Below are 21,248 nucleotides of genomic sequence, written 5' to 3'. Positions count from 1 at the left end.
TTTTAAAGTTAAAAATTAGTAATTGAATTCCATTTTGTTTTTTCAAGAATTTCAACTTCTTGATTTATTATGCCTTTCGCGATTATTTTTGGATATTCTTCATTATCAAAAACTATCCAACTATCACACAAAGGTATATAAATTTTAAATAAATTCTCAATTCCTCGAGAATATCTTCTTGCAATTGTGCTTGTTGGAATATCGTGTCCTCCTTCAGAGACTCTCATTGAAACTCTATTAATTGCCATTTCTATTGTTGGTAGCCAAAAAAATAATAATTTTATTGTATACCCATTTTGTTTTGCCCTTAAAAGTTTATGCTTATACGATTTTGTTGCTAATGTTGTTTCAAAAGCAAAGTTTTCATTCAAATTTAGCAAAGTATCAATTCGTTCTAGCATTATCCTTCCAGCTTCAAAAGCTACTTTTTCTGGTTGAAAAGGAGATAATCCAAAAGCAATATTATCAGCATTGACAAATTCTTTGCAATTTAGAATTTCTGGCAGAATAGTAAATGACGCAGTAGTTTTTCCTGCGCCATTACAACCTGAGATTATATAAATTGTTTTCTCTTTCATTTGATACAAATTCAAATTATTTGAATTAGTTCCTATATCAGGTAAATAAAGAAATAGGGAAAAAATTATTTTATAGAACCGATGATATCGTATTTGGTAATGATGTGGTGTTTTCCATTTCCTAAATCCACTAAAACCGCTTGGTTGTCTTTGGTGAATAGTTTAGAAACTTCTTCGATGGCAGTTCCTAATTTTACTATAGGATAGGATTTGCCCATTATTTCACGGATTGGTTTGTCGGCTACATTTTTATCAGAAACATAACTTTGAAAAAGATCCGATTCGTCTACCGAACCAACAAATCCAGTAATATCAATTACTGGGATTTGGGATATTTTGTATTTCCGCATACGATCAATTGCGTGCGAAACCAATTCTTCGGTTCTTACAATAACTAATGGTTTGTCTAGATGGTCTTTAATTACGTCTTCGGCTTTAGTGATTTCTTCGTCTAAAAACCCTCTTTCACGCATCCAATCGTCATTGAACATTTTCCCTACATAACGACTTCCAGAATCGTGGAATAAAACAACTACCACATCGTCTTTAGTGAAATGTTTTTTTAGTTGGTGTAATCCTTTTACACAAGAACCTGCTGAGTTTCCTACAAAAATTCCTTCTTCTAAAGCAATTTTACGAGTATACACCGCCGCATCTTTATCGGTTACTTTGGTAAAGCCATCGATTAATGAAAAGTCAACGTTTTTAGGAAGGATGTCTTCACCAATTCCTTCAGTGATGTAGGAATAGATTTCGTTTTCATCAAAAATTCCAGTTTCATGGTATTTTTTAAAAACTGAACCATAGGTGTCAATTCCCCAAATTTTAATATTTGGATTTTTTTCTTTTAAATATTTACCTATTCCGGAGATGGTGCCTCCAGTTCCAACACCAACCACAAAGTGGGTAATTTTGCCATCAGTTTGTTCCCAAATTTCAGGACCTGTTTGTTCGTAATGGGCTATGGCATTACTTGGATTATCGTATTGATTAACGTACCAAGAATTTGGTATTTCAGTTCCTAATCTTTTGGAAACCGAATAATACGATCGTGGATCCGTTGGCTCTACATCGGTTGGGCAAACTATAACTTTGGCTCCAACTGCGCGAAGAATATCCATCTTTTCTTTAGACTGCTTATCCGTTATTACAAAGATACATTTGTATCCTTTGACAATAGCAGCAAGAGCCAAGCCCATTCCGGTGTTTCCAGAAGTTCCTTCGATGATGGTTCCGCCAGGTTGTAAACGACCATCTGCTTCGGCATCTTCTACCATTTTTAGCGCCATACGGTCTTTGGTAGAGTTTCCTGGATTGAAGGTTTCTACTTTAGCAAGTACTAAAGCATCAATTCCTTCTACCACTTTGTTTAGTTTTACTAATGGTGTGTTACCAATAGTTCCTAAAATATTTTCAGAATAATTCATTTTTGTTTGTTTGTGATTGCAAAGATATTGATAAATAAATGGTCTTGCAAACTAGTGATTTAATACTATTAGCCTGCCGTTTAACCCTGATGGAAGTGGCATCCTTTTTCTTGTCAAAGAAAAAGATAGAACGGACAGCAGGAATTGCATGTACTAAAATGCCTAAAGTTTATGTTTCTAATAAAAAAATTATTGGAAGAAATTCCATACCAATCCGAAACGAACCATAAAATCGTGGTAGGGTAAATTGGGCGCGGAGTAGTATTTATTGCCTGAAAAAGCGGAGTTGAAATGCTCGGCTTTGAGGAAAATTCGGGTTTGCTTTACACGGGCATTCACGAAGAAATCTAGCATTGGGAATTCGCCAATTTGCTTGTTTTTTTGGACAAAAAACTCGGATAGAATTGGGTTGTAATCGTCGGCGTAGTATTTAGTGAAATAGTTAATGGTGATTCCGGTTTGCAAAAACATGGCGCGTTTAAATACATAATCGGAAAAATAAAGTGTATTGCGCAAGGTTAGTTCTGGCACGTTTAGAATTGCATCTGTTTGTGAAACTTTTTGGTATAAAAAGGTGTTATCAAGGCCCCATTTTCGGTATTTGAATTCACGAGCTAATTTTAGCGAAATGTAATTGATGGTGCCAGAATATTGGTGGGGCGTTACTAACTGTAAATTAGTTTGTTGAATGGTATCTTGAAAATAAAGATGGTCATTGAGAGTGGTCAACTGCACGGAGGCATTTACCCATTGGGTTGTTGCATTTACAATCAAATTATTGATTTTTTCGTTTTTGAAACTTTTAAACCAATTGTAACTATCGTAGGTGCTTTGGTTTAATATATAGTTATGATTGGGCAACTTACTAATATTTTGATACTGAAAAGAGATGTTATTTTTTGGATTTATGGTATAGGTTAAACGTGCGTCTAAATTGCGAAGGGGTTGCGTTGAAATAGAATTAGAAAGAACAACTGTTCCGTTTATTTTATTTTTTCTATAATCATATTGCCCGCCAATGGTGTTTATTACTGCTTGTATTTGGCTTGGGATGCTTGTGGTTCCCATAGTTTTTTCATACCCATTAAAATATTTATAGATGAAATTTTCTGCGAAAAATTGAAACTTTCCTAGTGATTTATTTTCATATATAGCACCTACTTTATTATAAAATCTATCGTACATAGTTTGATCTAGGATGTTTGCTTTTAATGAAGCTGTGCCAAATCGATTGAATGTAGAACCGGTTGTACCGATGGAGGAACTAAGAGTTACTTGGTTGTATTCGAAAAATTTATGTTCGTAGTTTAATTGGTGCGCGATGTATAGATTGTTTTCATGATCTTTAGCATTAATGCGAAGGATTTGATCTATAAAGAAACGCTTTCCTTTAAAGAATGATTTTGCATCATTTAAATAGACTTGTAAACGAGGTCTATTTTTATAAAGTGGATCTTCGTTTTCAAAAAATTCAGGTTGGGTCAGACCACCATTTTCGCCATTCAATAAATCTTGACCGGTGTAATGAAAATTCATGGCATATCGTTTATCCAAGGTAAAATAACTTGCTGTAAAACGAAAATTACCATTGCTAGATAATTGGTTGATATATTTTCCTAGGGAGCGTAATCCTTTGAAAGCAATTGAAAAATTGAAATTTTTAGCAGTATTTAAGGTTACTAATGCATCCACACTTTGCCCTTGTTCCATAACGGTTTTAAAATAGAGTTCGGTTAATGGGGTTGCTACAGAATAATATTTAATATCCTCTACCTCTAAGTAATTCATATGTTTGGCTTTAAAACCAAATTCTGGGAAAGGGGAAAATTTATTTAAACCAAAGTTAAGAGTTGAATAGGTTTGTCCTTCATTAGGAAAAGGCATTAAACCAAACATATCTTTACGAAGGTAATTGTATTCATATTCCTTTTTAATGGATAGAGTAGTATCTAAAATGATAGTATCTCTTTCTATAGAAATAATCTTATAAGAAGTTATAGGTGCCTTTTGGGCTTTTTCTTTAGCTCTTTGTTCTGGGGTTTTAACTAGACTTTTACGTTCCTCAGTTTCCCCTTTTTCTTGAGAAAAAGAAAAAACAGTGGTAAAAAGAAAAAGGAAAATATATAATTGTCGCATATAAAATGGAAAGCAACAAAAATAAGGAAATGTTTATAAAGTATAATATAAAAAAAAACTAAATAAATCAATATCTTTTATCAATAGTTAACCGAAGAAATCAATAAATAAAATTGAACCTAATTAAATTGAAAAGACTATGAGTTATTGTTACTCATAGTCTTTTTTATCATTTAAATTTTAAAATGTCTATTTAGAATTAAAAATGTTTTTAATTATTTTAGTGCTATAATTATAATTACCCTGAGAAATTTTTAACAAATAAAATCCAGATGGAATATTTGTTACGTCCAAGGCATACTCAAAATTACCTATAACAGATTCCATATCCGATTTTTTAAATATTAACCTACCTTGCATGTCATTTAATTCAAAATTAACTTTTTCATTTGACTTAGAATTAAATGAAATATTTATTACTTCATTTACTGGATTAGGAAAAACAACAAAATTATTAACCTCATTAAAACTATTAGACAAAGTACTTTCCACAACAAAATTATCAATTATAACTCCATCCAATTCATTCATTGAATCAGACTGAAAAACATATCTAAAAATTATATTAGAATTAGAACTTAATGATGCTAAATCATAAGAATACGATCTTCGTGTTCCGTTAGTTAAACCACTACTATTAGTAATATCAGCTTCGCCTGTCCATTCCCCACCTATACAATTAGGGCATCCAGAATTACTAGTGTACCAATTTGGATTATCCTGACTTCCAAGAAGGCTCCATGAATTACCTCCATTTGTTGAATACTGCATATATAAAATATCTGCATTTGCTTCTGTATCAAAGGCCATATCAAACTTTAAAATTGGCGCAGATGTTTGTGACAAATCATAACATTGCGAAACTAAATAGGATTTTGTATTAGGCGGATAAATCTGTGACAATTTAGTAGAATATACTTTGGAATTTGCAGCAACCAAATCTGTCAAAGTGGACTTACTTGAAGTTCCTCTCTCCCAAACATTATTAGATCCATTTTCATCATACGATACTAAAACATCATTATTAGATTCAAATGTATTAACTTGATTAACACTAGCAGGAGTATTAACGAAGATCACTCCCGTAGTTGTGTTATTAGTAGAAACTATATCGCCATTAATAGATAAAGTAACATTAAGTATGTGAGTTCCTTTGGATAATAAACTTCTATCAATAGCAATATCATAACTTCCTGTAGAACAAGTAGAAATATTACCGTTCCATGTTGGAGTTGAATTTGCCCCCCCATCAATATTATAAGAAATATTAACCGAAGTAATAGGATTAGTTCCTAGATTATCAAAATATATAGTTTGTGTAAAAATATTTGAAGCATTACAAGATATAGGAGAAATAATTGGAATTTTTTTTATTGAAATATCTTTGGCTATATATAAAAAACTAGGTCCGACATTGACTGCAAACCATGAATCAGTTACGGCAACAACTTCAGTACCAGAAGTACAATACAAACTTTTAGCAACAGTTATTGTAGCCTCTCTCAAGTCATAAAAAGTAGAATTAGGTGTTAGATAATCTCGTTCTGCTAAATATGCTATTTGACTAGCTTTTTGAATACCAATACCTGTCACGTTATAGGTGTCTCTCTCAGCTAATGGAGCATTATTTATTCCTGAAGCACCCATAGACAATATATAAAACCAATGATTAACAACACCGCTATTTGTATGCACTCCGCAACGATCATTTGCTGAAGTTGGAGTACAAGCCCCATCATCACCAGTAACAACCCAATTAGTACCTCTAAAAGTATCTGGATCACCAAAGGTTAAAGGGTTACTCATTGATCTCAAACCTGAAGCGGAGATATCCTCTCCAATCTTCCAAACATTTGCAGCTGGTGTACCTGACATTGAACCTGTCCTTCCGTAATGTTCAATACAAGACCCCCAAATATCTGAAAAAGCCTCATTCATAGCGCCAGATTGATTTTGATAGGCCAAACCAGCGGTGTATTGACATATTCCATGACCAATTTCATGTCCGCAAATATCTATTGAAGTAAAAGGTTTAGTTACTCCATCACCATAAGTCATGAATGATCCATTCCAAAATGCATTGCTATAACTTGCAGCAGTTGGTTTATAATGAACATAACTAATTATATCACTATTGTTATCATCATAACTATTTCTATTAAAATTAATTTTCCAAAAATCATATGTCATTTCAGAACCCCAATGGGCATCAAGTGCAGCATTATCGAAGTTAGCACTATGTTCAGAAGTAGTCCAATTATTATCATTATCCGAAAAATTAATATTTTGATAAGTGTTAATAACATTTTTACAATTGTAAGTTTTTATTGGGGCACCTCTAGTAATATCATTAAGGATATAAAAATTAGTAGAGGAATCAAAAGTTGTTTCGATACTCCTTAGTCCACTATATTTAGTATTTGCATTACCTGTAATTAACAAATCAAAGTTTTCAACAGATAAATCTTTATTAACAATTGGTTTACTTGAAGAAAAATCATTTAAATGTTTAATTATTGGATTTTTATATAAAATAGCACCTGAGTGTGCATCAACATAAACTTCTTGTCTAGCTAAAGGTTCTAAGGAATAAATATCATATTTATATGCGAGCCTAATCTCTCCTGTTACCACTATAGGGAAAATAACTAATTCACCAGATGGTTTTTCATAATTCAAAATTGCAGCTTGTTCTTTATTATCCCATAGATATTTTTGCGCATTAATTTCATTGGTAACAATTAAAAAACATTGTTGAGCACTGAGTGATGGCATAATGTCTAAAGATTGAGCATTATACAATTCAGCATTAATTGATTCTACATTATTTTCATGTGCATGCGTAATCAAAGTTCCAAACTCTACTTTAATACCTTTATAATATTGTTGATGTCTTTGGTGATTTAAACCTAAAGAATTCGTTTCGCTTTTACTAGAAACAAAAGTATTATCATTATTCAAATCAAACTTTAACAAAAAAGCTTTAATTGCACTTTCTTTAGAAACATTTTCAGAAAAATACATACTTTTTTGAAAAGTACTATTCTCTTCAATTTTTTTATTCTGACCACTCATAATAAAAGAAAACACAAAAACTAAAGAAAAGGCTTTATTAAAAATCTTTAACATAATATAAATTTTAAAATTATTGCAATTTAATAAAAAATAATTGATAAAATTAAAAAAAATAGACCAATTAAAACAATAATGAAATTTAATTAATTACAACCTATGTACTACCTTAAAAAAAAACAAAAATTTCAAAACATCTATCATTTATAACAATAAAAAATATTTTGAAAACTAAATAAAAATAACTCGTAAGAGATTACAAAATATTTTATTTTAAATCAATTAGGGATTATTTAGGTGAATAAAAAAAAGCCATCTCAAAATGAGACAGCTTTTTTTTTAAATATTAAACTATTATTTTATTAATAGTTTGGATTTTGTTGAATACTACCATTAGCATTTGTTTCACTTAATGGTATTGGTAAAGCCCATTTGTAGCTATTTAATGGCATATTTGTAGGATTTCCAGCAGGAAAATTAGAAGAACTAGAAAGATAATCAGCAGGATCTCTATCAATACCAGACCCAGCTAAAACCCCTAATCTCTTAATATCTATAAATCTATATCCTTCATAAGCAAACTCAAGTCTTCTTTGATTTAAAATATCAGCCCATGCTTGAGTAGCATTCGCGTATACAGGTTGAATTTGAGCAGTAGGAAAACGTTTGTCTAATATTGATTTAATTGTTGCAGCAGCACCTGTTAAATCACCAGAAGCAACTCTTGCTTCAGCTTTTATTAAATACATCTCAGAAATACGACAAATTTTAAAATCATTATTGTTACCGTTAGCACCTGTATTAGCCCAACTAGCTGTTCCAGTTGCAACTCCACCATGTTTTTGTACTATTAATTTATCTGAATTTCTAAAATCAGATGAAGTACTATAATTTGCATCAACAACAGAAGAAGGAGCAACAATGGTTTTCTTTCTAATATCTGTAGGTTTTGAATCCAAAATATTATACAAAGCTCTACTTACTTCATAAAAAGGAGAACCTGTCAAATTTGGTTTAACAGAACACCAAACATTATGAAGATTAGAAGTTTGAGAGTTTTGTTGAGCAGTTCTTCTTAATCTAAATATAACTTCAGTGTTAGATGTTTCACTATCACTCCAAAACAACTTTGTATATTCTGTTGTATTAGCTAAAGATGGACCATCCGCAATTGTTTGATCTGCCCAAATTTCAGCATTAACATAATCACCTTTTAATGCGTATGCTCTAGCTTTCATTGCTGTAGCTAAACTTTTACTTGCATAATAAGTAGCATTAGCATAAGGTGTTGCAGTATTAACATTAAAAATAGCAATAGCCTGAGTTAAATCAGATTGAATTAAACTATAGAATTCTCCATTAGTGCTTCTTGTCAAAGTTTCTCCTCCTACAATAATTCTATCTGCAAGAACACCTGCTAATGCAGAATCATTCTTTAAGTCAGTAGAAAAATAAGACATAATTCTAATATGACAAATTGCTCTAACAGTCAAAGCTTCCGCTTTTAATCTAGAAAGCAATTCAGCATCTGCAGCATCAATAGGTGTAATTTTATCAGCAAAATTAATTACACGATTTGCTCTAGCCAAAGTCCAATAACATATGTTCCAAATAGCGTCTGGAGATGATGAAGATGAATTTAAAAAGAAAATGTAATTATCATTTGTTCCTTGTCCACCATTGGCATAACCAATACCAACCTCATCAGTAAATACTGAGCTAAATTCAATATCACTTCTATCAGTTAATAGTCCATAAGTGGAATTCATTAACTTTTGTAAATCTTCAGATGTAGTTATTGCAACATCTTCTGTTAAAGAACCAGGAGTGAAAGGTTCTAACAAATTTTCATCACAAGACACAAAAAAAGCACCTGCGAAAATGATTAATAAAAATATTTTTTTCATTTTATAATTTTTTATAATTAAAATTTAAGATCTAATCCTAAAGTAAACATTCTAGGTGTTGGATATTGATACACGTCAAAATTTCTATCACTTTCTGGATCAAGACCTTGCCACTTAGTGATATTAAATAAATTTTCTCCTTGTAAATTTAAAGAAATATCAGTGAAAAAAGATTTTTCTAAAAATCTTTTTGGAAATTTATAACCAATTTGCGCATTACGTAATCTAATGTAAGAAGCATCTCTTAAAAATCTATCCGAATTGTCTGCAGCAGCAAGATTAGCAGCATTTAGAGAAGGTACGTTAGTGATATCTCCTGGGGTTGTCCAAGCGTTTAACATGTCACTTGACACAGTAAATTGTCCAATATTTCCTGGATCATACAAATTATTCAAATCATAATCATATCTCCATACTTTTTGAGCATAGGTAAATGAAGTAGATACAAAGAAACCAGAATATTCAAAATCAAATCCAAATCCACCTTGATAAACCGGCATATTAGTTTTTCCTGAAGCTCTTCTATCTGCAGCTGTTGGATTTTCAGTAACATTACCATTAATATCTTCAAATAATAAGTTACCATTATCCGGATTTACACCCACGTAAGGATATACATAAGGCTCTTGTAAAGAACCACCATTTTGAGTAATATAAGTTGGATTAGATCCTTCAAGAATTACTCCATTATTAGTTTTAATTCCTCCGATTCTATTTTTATTATAAGAACCATTAGCTCTAAGTGTCAAAGTAACTTTGCTATTTTTAATGATATCATAAGCTAAATTTACCTCATAACCATTATTTGTTATATATGTGTCTGAGTTTTTTGTGATAGTATTCCCAATTTGTCCAACTGCTGGAGTAACTGGATCACTAATAAATAAGTCGATTGTCTTTCTGTTATAACGTTCAATTGTTCCTCTTAATCTGCTTTTGAACAATTCAAAATCTATACCAATATTATCTTGTCGAGTAGTTTCCCATCTTAAATCAGGATAACCAAAAACAATATTATATCCTTGTCCATTATTATAAGCATTATTAGAAGCTGAATAAATATCAGAAAATGCAGGAGGATTAATACCCGCAAAAATAGTACCATCAATAATTCTTTGATTTCCTACAGTCCCAATTGATCCTCTCAATTTTAAAACATTAACAAATTCTAAAGAATCCATAAAACTTTCTTCATCAATATTCCACCTAGCCCCTACAGACCAAAACTTCTTAGTATTATAATTTTTACTAGTAAATCTGCTTGAACCATCTCTTCTAATAGAAGCTACAACACCATACTTTTTATTATAATCATAATCAAACGAACCAAAATATGAAATTAAATCATTTCTTAATTGACTAGCAGAAATTTGCGGAACGTGAAAATCATTAGTTGAAGTATCTCCAATATATCCAGAACCTGTATTAGGAACAAAAGTTAAAGGATTTAAACCTCTTTGTCTGAAATTATTAATGTTTAATCTTGAATGGTTGTATTCACTACTTCCAGTAATATTAATCGTATGTTTTCCAAACGATTTAGTATAATCTAATTGCCATAAGTTAGTAAAATAGAACTCTCTTCTTTGATTAATATCTTCAAAACCTGCATAAGAACCATCTGCATTAGGAAATAATAAAGCATTAAAAGAAATTGGATATTCTGCTTGATTAAATCTGTTTGAAAGTAATTGTCCTGAAGTACGAACTCTTGCAGTCAAATCTTTAGTTATTGCATACGAAAATTCTGTTGCAATATCCAATCTCGTTTCTTCAGTTATATTGTCATAGGTTTTTAATTTATCAATTAAAAACAAAGGAGTATATAATAATGTTCCATCTGTTTGATATAAATCAAAAACTTGTTGAGGACTTTGATACAAATCTGGAGAAAAATAAGGAGCACCTGCATAAGCACCCAAAACATAATTTCTGTTTACTGCACCACCACCTAAATTAGTAGCCTCATTGTTTTTCGAGTGACCTAAACCAATATTTACAGTATATTTGAATTTATCATTAGTTGATTTTCCACTGATATTATTTCTGAAGGTAAATCTTTTTAAACCTGTAGTTAGCAAAACCCCTTGTTGATCAAAAAAACTAGCAGAAGTATATGAATTAACATTTTTAGAACTATTTTCAACACTGAAGTTGTGACTTACACTTGTACCTTCTCTGAAGAAATAATTTACCCAATCCGTATTAATATTATAAGCATTAATTTGAGCATCAGTTAAAGTCGCTCCTAAACCTGCACCATAATTTTGCTCGATTTTAAGCAATTGTTGTGAATTAGAATATTGATATTTAGGAGTCTGCAATTTACTTATTCCATATTGTGTAGAATATCTAAATTTAGTTTTCCCTTCACCAAAGGTTCCTTTTTTTGTTTTAACAACAATAACACCATTACTTCCTCTAGAACCATATTCAGATATAGCAGCAGCATCTTTTAACACGTCCACAGATGCTATATCATTTGGATTAATAGATCTGAAGTTATCACTGTTTGAAGGAAAACCATCAACAACATAAAGAGGATCTGAATTTCCGTTGAATGTCCCAACACCTCTAATAACAACAGAAGATTTTGCTCCAGGCTGACCTGTACTTGCAGTAATATTAACACCCGCTAACTGACCTTGTAGTGTATTCATTACACTTGCATTGGGTCTGTTTTCAATAGTTTTACTTGTAACCCTTGCAGCAGAAGTTACTGCAGTCTTTTTAGTTACTGTACGATAACCTTGAACAACAACATCTTCAAGCACTTTTGAAACTTCTTTTAAAGCTACATTGTAACTATTAGCAGAACCAACTTTAATTGTTTTGTTTTCATATCCTGAAAAGGACACTACTAAAACATCGCCTGCTTTTGCTTTGATGGAATATTTACCATCCATATCTGCCGCAACACCTTTTGCTGTACCTTTAATTACAACATTTGCGCCAGGCAAAGGTAGCTTACCATCAGTAACCATACCTGTTACAGTTTTGTCTTGGGCAAACGAAAACTGCATTGATAACGCTACTAGTAGCGTAAAAATCCATTTGAACTTCGATCTCATATTAATTTTTATTTGAGTTAGTTATTCCGCAAACTTCTTAATAATTTCTTAAATAACCAAATAATATGCAGAAATATTACATTTTTATTATGTTAAAATTTAAATGGATTACTAAATTTGCGGTCACAACGCATTTTATAGATGCCTATTGTTTTATATGGCTGCGTAATAATTTGATTTTTTTACAAAATAATATTATGTTAAAATTAAGATTTACCAATTACAAACTTGAATGCGGAACCGATGAAGCTGGACGAGGTTGTTTGGCAGGACCAGTTACAGCTGCTGCAGTGCTACTTCCAGATAATTTTAATTTGGATTTACTCAATGATTCCAAACAATTATCTGAAAAAACTAGAGATAAATTAAAACCAATTATTGAAGACCTTGCAATATCTTTTTCGATTACTCATTTAGATCCAATAATCATTGATGAAATTAACATCTTGAATGCCTCTATTCAGGCCATGCAAGAAAGTATTATGAAGTTAAACCCAACTCCTTTATATATTATAGTGGACGGAAATCGATTTAAACCTTTAAACGACATTCCTTATAGTACAATTATTAAGGGAGATTCTAAATACATGAGTATTGCCGCAGCATCGGTTTTGGCTAAAACGTATCGGGATGCCTATATGGACAAAATTCACGAAGAATTTCCAATGTACAATTGGAAACAAAATAAAGGCTACCCTACAAAAGAGCATCGGGAGGCGATTAAGAAATATGGAACTACTAAATATCATAGAATGACGTTTAGGTTACTTAAGGAGGAATAAGGTTTGGGGTTTTGGGTTCTAGGTTTTGGGTTCTGAATACTAATTACTAAACAATGTTACATTCAAAAATTTGGGAGAAGTGTTTTAGTATTTTTTCTTTTACCTCTTGTTCGTTTACTTTTTCTACTCCGAGTTCTACATTTAAGGAAGTGACTGCTTTGCCTTTTATTCCACAAGGGATGATGTTGTCAAAATAACCAAGGTCGGAATTAACGTTTAGTGCAAAGCCATGCATGGTCACCCAGCGGGAAGCCCGAACGCCCATGGCGCAAATTTTTCTTGCAAATGGTGTACCAACGCCTAACCAAACTCCGGTTTCGCCTTCGCTTCGTACTCCTATTATATTATATTCGGCTAGGGTTAAAATAATGACTTCTTCAAGAAAGCGTAAATATTTATGGATGTCGGTAAAGAAGTTTTCAAGATCTAGTATGGGATAACCAACAATTTGTCCTGGTCCATGGTACGTAATATCACCTCCCCGATTTATCTTATAGAAAGTAGCACCTTTGGCTTCGAGTTGTTTTTCGGATAGTAGCAAATTGGAAATAGAACCACTTTTCCCTAAGGTGTACACATGTGGATGCTCTACAAAAAGAAAATAGTTAGGAGTGGTAAGTTGGGTTTCTTCTCTCCTATTTTGAATTTTAATATCTACAATTTCTTTAAACAAGGTTTCTTGGTATTCCCAAGTGGCTTTGTAGTCTTTGTTGCCTAAATCTTGAAGTTGTATTTGTTTGTTCATTTTTTCTGTTGTGGTAGGCGGAACTATATATCTAGTTTTAAAACCAGATAATTTTAGGAATTTTAAACAAAAAAGCTAAATTTTTCTATTTAGCCCCGAATGAAGTGGAAATCCTGGCGTTGTGAGATTGCTTCGCAAGCTCGCAAGGACAGATTGGAACGGAATGCGGGAATGCAAATTATAGATAAAACCCTAACGATTCGCTCCTACTAAAACAATCCGTTTATTTCTGCATCAATTCGGTTGATGATGTTTCCTAGATCTTCGGGATTGTTTAAGAAATCGATATTATCTACATCAATAATTAATATTTTTCCTTTGTCATAAGTGGTCACCCAAGCTTCGTATCGCTCGTTCAATCGGCTTAAATAATCAATAGATATAGTGTTTTCATAATCGCGTCCGCGTTTGTGAATTTGCCCAACAAGATTTGGGATGGAGCTTCTTAGGTAGATTAACAAATCGGGAGCTTTAACTAGGCTCTCCATTAATTCGAAAAGCGATTTGTAGTTTTCAAAGTCGCGGTTGGTCATTAAGCCCATTGCGTGCAAGTTGGGTGCAAAAATGTGAGCATCCTCATAAATGGTTCTGTCTTGAATGATTTTTTTTCCGCTTTCGCGAATTTGTAGCACTTGACGGAAACGACTGTTTAAGAAATAAATTTGCAAATTGAAGGACCAACGCTCCATTTGATGGTAAAAATCATCCAAGTAAGGATTGTCTACTACGTCTTCAAAATGTGGCTCCCATTTAAAATGTTTGGCTAAAAGTCGTGTTAAGGTTGTTTTTCCGGCACCTATATTTCCTGCTACAGCTATATGCATTATGGTATAGTTAATTTATAATTTGTGATTCCTTCGTTGGTAAAAATAGATAAAATTTGGTCTTTGCAATAAAAATTTCGCAATGATTTCTCAACAATTTCAATTTGATATAGCTTATCATTCACGTAATCTCTTACTAGCAAAGCGTTGTCTTTTAAAAAAAGTATTTTCTTTTCTTCTATAATTTGATATTCTCCTGAAGGAACTTCTTTAGCAATGGTAGAAATAGTACCATAAAGATTGCAAGTATACCATTGGTAATTTTTAGATATCCACTGAAAATAATTATAATCGGTTTGGTAGTAATTAAACATGTCTCCTATTGGGTTACCAATTTCTTGGTATTGAAAAGTAACTAAATCAAACAAACCAAGCTGTTGTTTTAGCGAATTGAAAATCCATAATTTATTTTGACCTGCAATTCCTAAAGCGGAGACTACAATTGAATTATCTAATTTAGAAAAATCTATTCGTTGCACTTCATTAAGCTGGTTGTCTAGGATAACCGCAGTATTGAAAGTTTCGTAAAAAACAATTATTTTAAGTGGATTTAAAATATCGGCCTTGGTTATAGCTCCTAATGAGAGTGCTTGGTATTGAAAAATAGTGTTGGTGTTTTTCTTGAAAAAAACATCGTTTTTGATATAGTAATAATTTTTAAATCCGTCAACACCTATAAATTGATCTGCCTTAATTGCAATAGAATCTATGCGAATAGGAAGCAGCTTAAGACTTTGCCCAAAGCCTAAAATAGATGCTGAAAAAAGAAAAATAAAAAGTAATTTTTTCATTATGATGCTAAATTACATCAAACTTTTGGAATTATTCAAAAGGGGTACTAAAATATTTAACAATTTATTAGTAACAAAACCTTAAATCATTCGTCATATTTGTTCCTGCAAAAAATTAACAAAACCTACATTATGAAAAAATTGCTTTTATCTATTGCACTTTTGCTTACTTTAATAAGTTCTTATGCCCAGAAAAATTTTCAAGGTATGGCTGTTTACGAGTCTAAAACTAGCACAGCCGACTTTAAAAAACGATTTGAAGGAAATAAAGAAATGACTCCCGAAATGCAAAAAGGCATTGAGGAACGAATGAAAAAAATGTTTGAAAAAACTTTTATTTTAAACTTTGACAAACAAACGTCTATTTATAAAGAAGAAGAAAAACTAGACGCTCCAGGTCAAAATGGTGGTGGAATGCGAATGATGTCCTCCTTTATGGGCGGTGGTGGAACTTATTACAAAAATGTAAAAGATAAAAACTACATTGTAGATAAAGAATTTATGGGGAAAGAATTTTTAATAAAAGATTCTTTAAAAATTTATAATTGGGTAATGGAAAGTGAAACCCGTCAAATAGGTGGTTACACCTGCTACAAAGCAACTACAGTAATGCCTGCTAGTAAAACCGATTTTAGAAACTTCAGACCGAAAAGAGAAGAAGATAAAAAAGTGGAAAACAAAAAAGAAGAAATCAAATCGGATTCTACTAAAACAGATACTAAAGAAAAGAAAACCAATTTCATGGATGAAATTGAATTACCAAAAGAAATTACTATTACCGCTTGGTACACTCCAGAAATTCCTGTAAACCAAGGTCCAGAAGGATATTGGGGATTGCCAGGGCTTATCTTAGAAGTAAATGATGGTAAAACTATTATTTTATGTTCCAAAGTGGTTTTAAATGCAAAAGATAAAGTAGAAATCAAAGCTCCTACAAATGGGAAAGTTATTTCTCAAAAGGAGTACGATGATACTATTACTAAAAAAATGGAAGAGTTTAGACAAATGAATCAAGGTCCGGGTGGTCAAGGTGGCCCTGGAAGAGGAATGCGATTTGGAGGTTAATTTAAACAAAACAAAAGGAAGAATCTCTAAAAATTGGAGATTCTTCCTTTTTTTATACAATCCTAGAATTTCAATTACACAACATGAAAAAAATTACTTTACTTATACTTCTTATTACCTCTATTTCTTTTGCTCAAAATATTCGTTTTGAAGGAGTTATTTCCGAAGCTGGAAAAACTCCATTAGAGATGGCCAACATCATGGCGGTAAATACTGCCACCAAAGGCATGGACGCTTATGCTATAACCAACGACAAAGGGAAATTTGTATTGAACTTAAAACCCAACACTACCTATGCAATAAAATTAACTTACATAGGAATGCAAAACAAAGAAATTACGGTAGTTACCAAAGAGGTAAATATTAATCAAAACATTTCTATGGAAGCGGGTGGAATTGAATTAAACGATGTAGAAATTGTAAGAGAGATGCCGGTTTCAATAAAAGGAGATACCATAGTTTATAATGCCGATTCTTTTAAAACTGGAACCGAAAGAAAACTGGAAGATGTACTTAAAAATCTTCCTGGGGTTCAAGTAAATGCGGATGGCGAGGTGGAAGTAGAAGGTAAAAAAGTAACCAAATTAATGGTAGAAGGCAAAGATTTTTTTGATGGCGATACCAAACTTGGTGTAAAAAATATTCCTGCAGATGCAATTGATAAAATTCAAGTGCTACGAAATTACAATGAAAATTCAATTCTAAAAGGGGTTGAAAACAACCAAGATAATGTAGCAATGAATATTAAATTGAAAGCTGGTAAAAAGAATTTTTGGTTTGGCGACATGACTGCTGGCGGTGGCTTTGACGACAATGAGAAATTGAATCGCTATTTGGTCAATCCGAAAGCATTTTACTATAGTCCAAAATACAGCATCAATTTAATTAGCAACTTTAACAATATTGGCGAACTACCCCTAACCGTTCAAGATTATTTTAAATTTACTGGCGGATTTAGAAGTATGATGGGAAAAGGTGGTTCTAGTTTTAATGTGTCTTCTAACGATTTGGGGATTTCACTTCTAAGAAACAACCGTGCTAAAGAAATTGAAACTAAATTTGGAGCAACTAATTTCTCCTATAATCCTACAAAAGAATGGAGTTTAAGTGGATTCGGAATTGTTTCCGCATCTACAACCGACTTAGAAACAAAATCACAAACGAACATTTTACAACCCAATTCTTCTCAAATTGCATCTACGGAAAACCGAAATGAAGTGGCGCATCAAAAAAGCAATTTGGGATTGTTTAAATTAAGTTCTAGTTATAAACCAAGTACTAAATTCCAAATGGATTACGACATCTTAACCAAACTATCTAAACAAGACGAAGACAATTCATTAATAAGAGAATCCATTGTAGCAAACACCTCCTTGACAGAATCTATTTTTACCAACAAAAAGCAAAACCCAACTTCTGTAAATCAGAATTTAAGTTTTTACTACACACACAATGATAAAAATATTTTTGCTTTTGAAATGCAACATTTGTTTCAAGAAGAAGATCCGTTTTACAATGCCAATTTACAATCGCAACCTTTTAATTTAAGCGGATATACAACAGGTCAGAACCGAAATAATACCAATCAGAACCGTTTTGTAAAAACCAATAAAATCGATGCCAAATTGGATTATTATTATATGATAACACCAAAAAGCAATATCAATGTAACTTTTGGAACTACCTATTCCCGCCAAAATTTTGATTCTTCAATTTATCAAATTTTAGATAACGGAAACACAAATACTCTTACAGCTATTCAAAATACAAATGATGTAAATTATAATTTTAACGATGTTTTTATGGGATTGCATTACAAAATCCTTACCGGAAAATTTACGTTTACACCAGGAGTAAGTTTTCATACGTATAACATGACCAATGACCAGCTTGGAACCAACTTTAATAGAAATTTCTTCCGTGTTTTGCCTGATTTCTTAGGAGTTTATCAAATTAAAAAAGCCGAATCATTGACGTATAATTATGCTATAACCAATAATTTCACGGATATTAATAAATTAGCTGAAGGATATGTATTAAACGGATACAATAGTCTTTCGAAAGGATATAGAGGATTGGAAAATGCAACGCAAGCAACACATTCTTTGCGTTATTTTAAATACAACATGTTTAATTTTGAAAACATTGCTGCATTTGCAAGCTATACTAAAACGGTGGATGCGGTAAAAACTAGTTCTGTTTTTAATGGCGTAAACCAAACCTCGTTGCCGTATAATTCTAATTTTGCAGACGAAACCCTTACAGTATTTGGAAATTATGGTCGTTCGTTTCTTAAGAACTATAAAGCATCCGCTAATACTAGTTTGAATTGGTCAAAATTTAATAATATTCAAAATGGCGTTCTCTCTACAAACGAAAGTTTCACTCAAAATTACACTCTAAAAGCTTCCACAAATTATAAGAACTTACCTAATTTAGAAGTTGGATATACCTATACAATAAACGATTATAGCGATTCAAAATTCTACACCGATAAACCTTTTGCACGATTGGATTATTATTTTCTAAAGAGTTTTTCTTTTGTTTCAGAATATGAATTTTACCACTATTATAATAAAGGAAAAACGGTGGAAAACGAATATGATTTTCTTTCTGCAAGTTTAATTTATCAGAAAAAAGAGAGCAAATGGGAATATAAAATTTCTACCACTAATTTGCTAAATACTAAATCGTTAAATGACGATAGCTTTTCGCAATTTTCTACTAGAACGTCTCAATATTCAGTCCAACCAAGATATGTGATTTTTAGTTTGAAGTATAACTTATAACTGCACCTTTGGTCCATAAAAAAAACAGTTGCAAAATAATTTGCAACTGTTTTTTTGTGTAAAAAATAATTCTTAAAATTATTTTTTATCTTCTTAATTACCTTTCATTTTTTCGGCTTTTTTAGCTTCCATTTTTTCTTTTCTCTCTTGGATTTTTTGATTCCATTTAGCGTATTGCTCTGGAGTAAGAATTTTTTTCATGTTGGCATCCATAGCAACCTCATCTTCTTGAAATTTAGCTTTACGAGCTTTCATTTCCTCTTTGGAAGGCTTAGTTCCAGCAGCTTTTCTAGCTTCCATTTCAGCTTTATTTTCCTCTCTTTTAGAGACTTCTTTAGCAACTATTGCTCTAACGTCTTGCACTTGCTTTTCATTTAAAGTTAAATCTTTAGTCATTCTCTTAACTTGAGATTCTACTCTTTGTTCAGGAGTCAATTGTGCTTTTTGTTCCTTAACTTGTTCTTGTGCAAAAGTTGTCATTCCAACAACTAATAATGCAGCTACTAATAATTTTTTCATTTTTATATATTTATAATAAGTTTGCTAATTTGACTTAAAAAATTAAATATGGTTTAATCATTAACAAAAAATTAATAATTTAAAGTTTAACATTACTAATACAAAAAGAAGCAATAAAGATAATTATCATAAAACTAGTAAAATTATGACTCAATTCTTGTAAAAACGGCTAAATTGGATTAAATTTGCAGTAAGACAGTAAACAAACGCAAGTTTTTTCACTAATAGACGTCTTAATAATTAATGAATAAAATACTAATATTAGTTGCTTTAACTTTGTTTCTAAAACCAATATTTCCGGTGGTAGATTACGTGGTTAATTATGATTATATTAGAACCGTTCTTTGTGAAAACAAAGCTAAACCAGAACTAAAATGTAATGGTAAATGCCAATTAATGAAAAGTTTGGCTAAAGAATCGGAAGAGGAAAAACCAATCAATTCAGACAAAAAAAGCAATATAAAACAAGAAGTTGAAGTTTTGTTTTTTCAAATAATAAAATCATTAATTGTTAAAAAAATATACTTTCAAAAAACAACTACAATAAGCGACAATTATTCTAATTTATACTCTCATTTGAGTAGTTGTTTGGTATTTCATCCGCCCACATTTATTTCTTAATTTTTATCGGAAGTTAATTCAGCAAAATTGAATTGACAGGATTCTTATATCCAAAATTGTTTGAAGAAAAATATTTTCAAGCACTAAATTCTATAAATTTATTTAAAAAAAACACAAATGAAATTTAAATTAAAAAATATTGTAGCCGTTATGGCTTTGGCTTTGGCATTCACTTCATGTTCAAAAGACGATGAAAGTATTGATGAAATTACTGGTTCGGGAAGTTTAAAAATCGAGTTTGATAACGTATATGGTTCTGCAGATTTTGCTATGAACACGCCTTATACCAACTCAAATGGTGAAGTTGTTAAAGCAAATAAAATAAAATATATTGTTAGCAATATTGTATTAACTAGAGTTGATGGTTCTACTTATATAGTACCAAAAAGCGAAAGTTATTTCATCATTGATGAATCAACTCCTGCTTCTACTTTATTGACAATTCCTTCTATTCCTGCAGGAAATTATAAAAGCATCTCTTATGGAATTGGTGTTGATAAAGCACAATTTGATTTAGGAGCTACAGGACAAGGAAATTTTTTAACAACTGCTCAAACTGCTGGAATGATGTGGTCTTGGAGTGCTGGTTATAAATTTATTGCTTTTGAAGGAACTTTTACTTCAACTAGTGTAACTACAGAAACTAATTATAAATTACATACTGGTCAAACAGGAACCGACTATAATTATGCTACAATCTCAATGAATTTTCCTGAAAATGCTTTGGTAAGAACAACTATTACTCCTCAAGTGCACATAATGGCTAATTTGAAACATTTATTAGATGGTACTAATAAAATCAATTTATCTGAAGGTGCTACAATAATGGGTGGCTCTAAATTAGCGTTAGCTACTGCTAACTTGGCTAATATGTTTGAAGTTCATCACGTTCACAACGACTAAATAACTATAAAAAGCTGT

15 protein-coding genes are annotated in these 21,248 nt (G+C 31.5%); 5 read left to right on the top strand and 10 right to left on the bottom strand.

What is annotated here, in order from left to right:
• Positions 1–8: 8 nt before the first annotated feature.
• The 6 genes from ACIQ2J_RS02075 to ACIQ2J_RS02050 all read right to left on the bottom strand — a co-directional run bounded on the left by ACIQ2J_RS02075 (position 9) and on the right by ACIQ2J_RS02050 (position 12,191).
• Positions 9–578 carry a zeta toxin gene (locus ACIQ2J_RS02075; protein ID WP_396166104.1) on the bottom strand — a complete coding sequence of 190 codons (570 nt, stop codon included), beginning with the start codon at positions 576–578 and terminating at the stop codon, positions 9–11.
• Between the two features lie 65 nt (positions 579–643).
• Positions 644–2,005, bottom strand: a complete 1,362-nt coding sequence (locus ACIQ2J_RS02070) for a pyridoxal-phosphate dependent enzyme (RefSeq protein ID WP_396166102.1) — start codon at positions 2,003–2,005, stop codon at positions 644–646.
• Positions 2,006–2,194: 189 nt separating this feature from the next.
• Positions 2,195–4,141: a putative porin gene (locus tag ACIQ2J_RS02065; protein WP_396166100.1), complete on the bottom strand. Its 1,947-nt coding sequence runs from the start codon at positions 4,139–4,141 to the stop codon at positions 2,195–2,197.
• A gap of 189 nt (positions 4,142–4,330) precedes the next feature.
• A complete protein-coding gene (locus tag ACIQ2J_RS02060) occupies positions 4,331–7,270 on the bottom strand; it encodes a M4 family metallopeptidase (protein ID WP_396166098.1) in 2,940 nt (979 codons plus the stop codon).
• Positions 7,271–7,575: 305 nt separating this feature from the next.
• On the bottom strand, positions 7,576–9,057 hold the full coding sequence (locus ACIQ2J_RS02055) for a RagB/SusD family nutrient uptake outer membrane protein (protein WP_396166096.1): 1,482 nt from the start codon (positions 9,055–9,057) through the stop codon (positions 7,576–7,578).
• 80 nt (positions 9,058–9,137) lie between these two features.
• Positions 9,138–12,191: a SusC/RagA family TonB-linked outer membrane protein gene (locus ACIQ2J_RS02050; RefSeq protein WP_396166094.1), complete on the bottom strand. Its 3,054-nt coding sequence runs from the start codon at positions 12,189–12,191 to the stop codon at positions 9,138–9,140.
• Between the two features lie 197 nt (positions 12,192–12,388).
• Between ACIQ2J_RS02050 and ACIQ2J_RS02045 the strand changes: the two genes are divergently transcribed.
• Positions 12,389–12,973, top strand: a complete 585-nt coding sequence (locus ACIQ2J_RS02045; RefSeq protein ID WP_396166091.1) for a ribonuclease HII — start codon at positions 12,389–12,391, stop codon at positions 12,971–12,973.
• A gap of 46 nt (positions 12,974–13,019) precedes the next feature.
• On the opposite strand, the gene lipB is transcribed toward ACIQ2J_RS02045, so the two are convergent.
• From lipB to ACIQ2J_RS02030, 3 genes are all read right to left on the bottom strand, one after another.
• The gene (gene lipB, locus ACIQ2J_RS02040) at positions 13,020–13,718 is read right to left on the bottom strand and encodes a lipoyl(octanoyl) transferase LipB (RefSeq protein WP_396166088.1); all 699 of its coding nucleotides are present in this window, start codon (positions 13,716–13,718) and stop codon (positions 13,020–13,022) included.
• Between the two features lie 209 nt (positions 13,719–13,927).
• Positions 13,928–14,542 (bottom strand): deoxynucleoside kinase, encoded by a 615-nt coding sequence (locus tag ACIQ2J_RS02035; RefSeq protein ID WP_396166085.1) that lies wholly within the window; start codon positions 14,540–14,542, stop codon positions 13,928–13,930.
• Positions 14,542–15,333, bottom strand: coding sequence for a hypothetical protein (locus ACIQ2J_RS02030; RefSeq protein WP_396166083.1), 792 nt, complete (start codon positions 15,331–15,333; stop codon positions 14,542–14,544). Before ACIQ2J_RS02030 ends, ACIQ2J_RS02035 begins: the two co-directional genes overlap by 1 nt.
• Positions 15,334–15,465: 132 nt before the next feature.
• Between ACIQ2J_RS02030 and ACIQ2J_RS02025 the strand changes: the two genes are divergently transcribed.
• Positions 15,466–16,398 (top strand): GLPGLI family protein, encoded by a 933-nt coding sequence (locus tag ACIQ2J_RS02025; protein WP_396166081.1) that lies wholly within the window; start codon positions 15,466–15,468, stop codon positions 16,396–16,398.
• Positions 16,399–16,481: 83 nt separating this feature from the next.
• Positions 16,482–19,187, top strand: a complete 2,706-nt coding sequence (locus ACIQ2J_RS02020) for a carboxypeptidase-like regulatory domain-containing protein (RefSeq protein WP_396166079.1) — start codon at positions 16,482–16,484, stop codon at positions 19,185–19,187.
• A gap of 93 nt (positions 19,188–19,280) precedes the next feature.
• Here ACIQ2J_RS02020 and ACIQ2J_RS02015 read toward each other — a convergent pair whose 3' ends face one another.
• A complete protein-coding gene (locus ACIQ2J_RS02015; protein ID WP_396166077.1) occupies positions 19,281–19,706 on the bottom strand; it encodes a Spy/CpxP family protein refolding chaperone in 426 nt (141 codons plus the stop codon).
• A gap of 243 nt (positions 19,707–19,949) precedes the next feature.
• Here ACIQ2J_RS02015 and ACIQ2J_RS02010 point away from each other — a divergent pair, with 243 nt between their 5' ends.
• Positions 19,950–20,327, top strand: a complete 378-nt coding sequence (locus ACIQ2J_RS02010) for a hypothetical protein (protein WP_396166075.1) — start codon at positions 19,950–19,952, stop codon at positions 20,325–20,327.
• A gap of 117 nt (positions 20,328–20,444) precedes the next feature.
• On the top strand, positions 20,445–21,230 hold the full coding sequence (locus ACIQ2J_RS02005; protein WP_396166071.1) for an MbnP family protein: 786 nt from the start codon (positions 20,445–20,447) through the stop codon (positions 21,228–21,230).
• The last annotated feature ends 18 nt before the right edge of the window (positions 21,231–21,248 follow it).

This window comes from Flavobacterium sp. (assembly GCF_044357305.1).
In the GTDB taxonomy this organism is placed as follows: domain Bacteria; phylum Bacteroidota; class Bacteroidia; order Flavobacteriales; family Flavobacteriaceae; genus Flavobacterium.
This window is presented reverse-complemented; position numbering and strand designations above follow the sequence as displayed.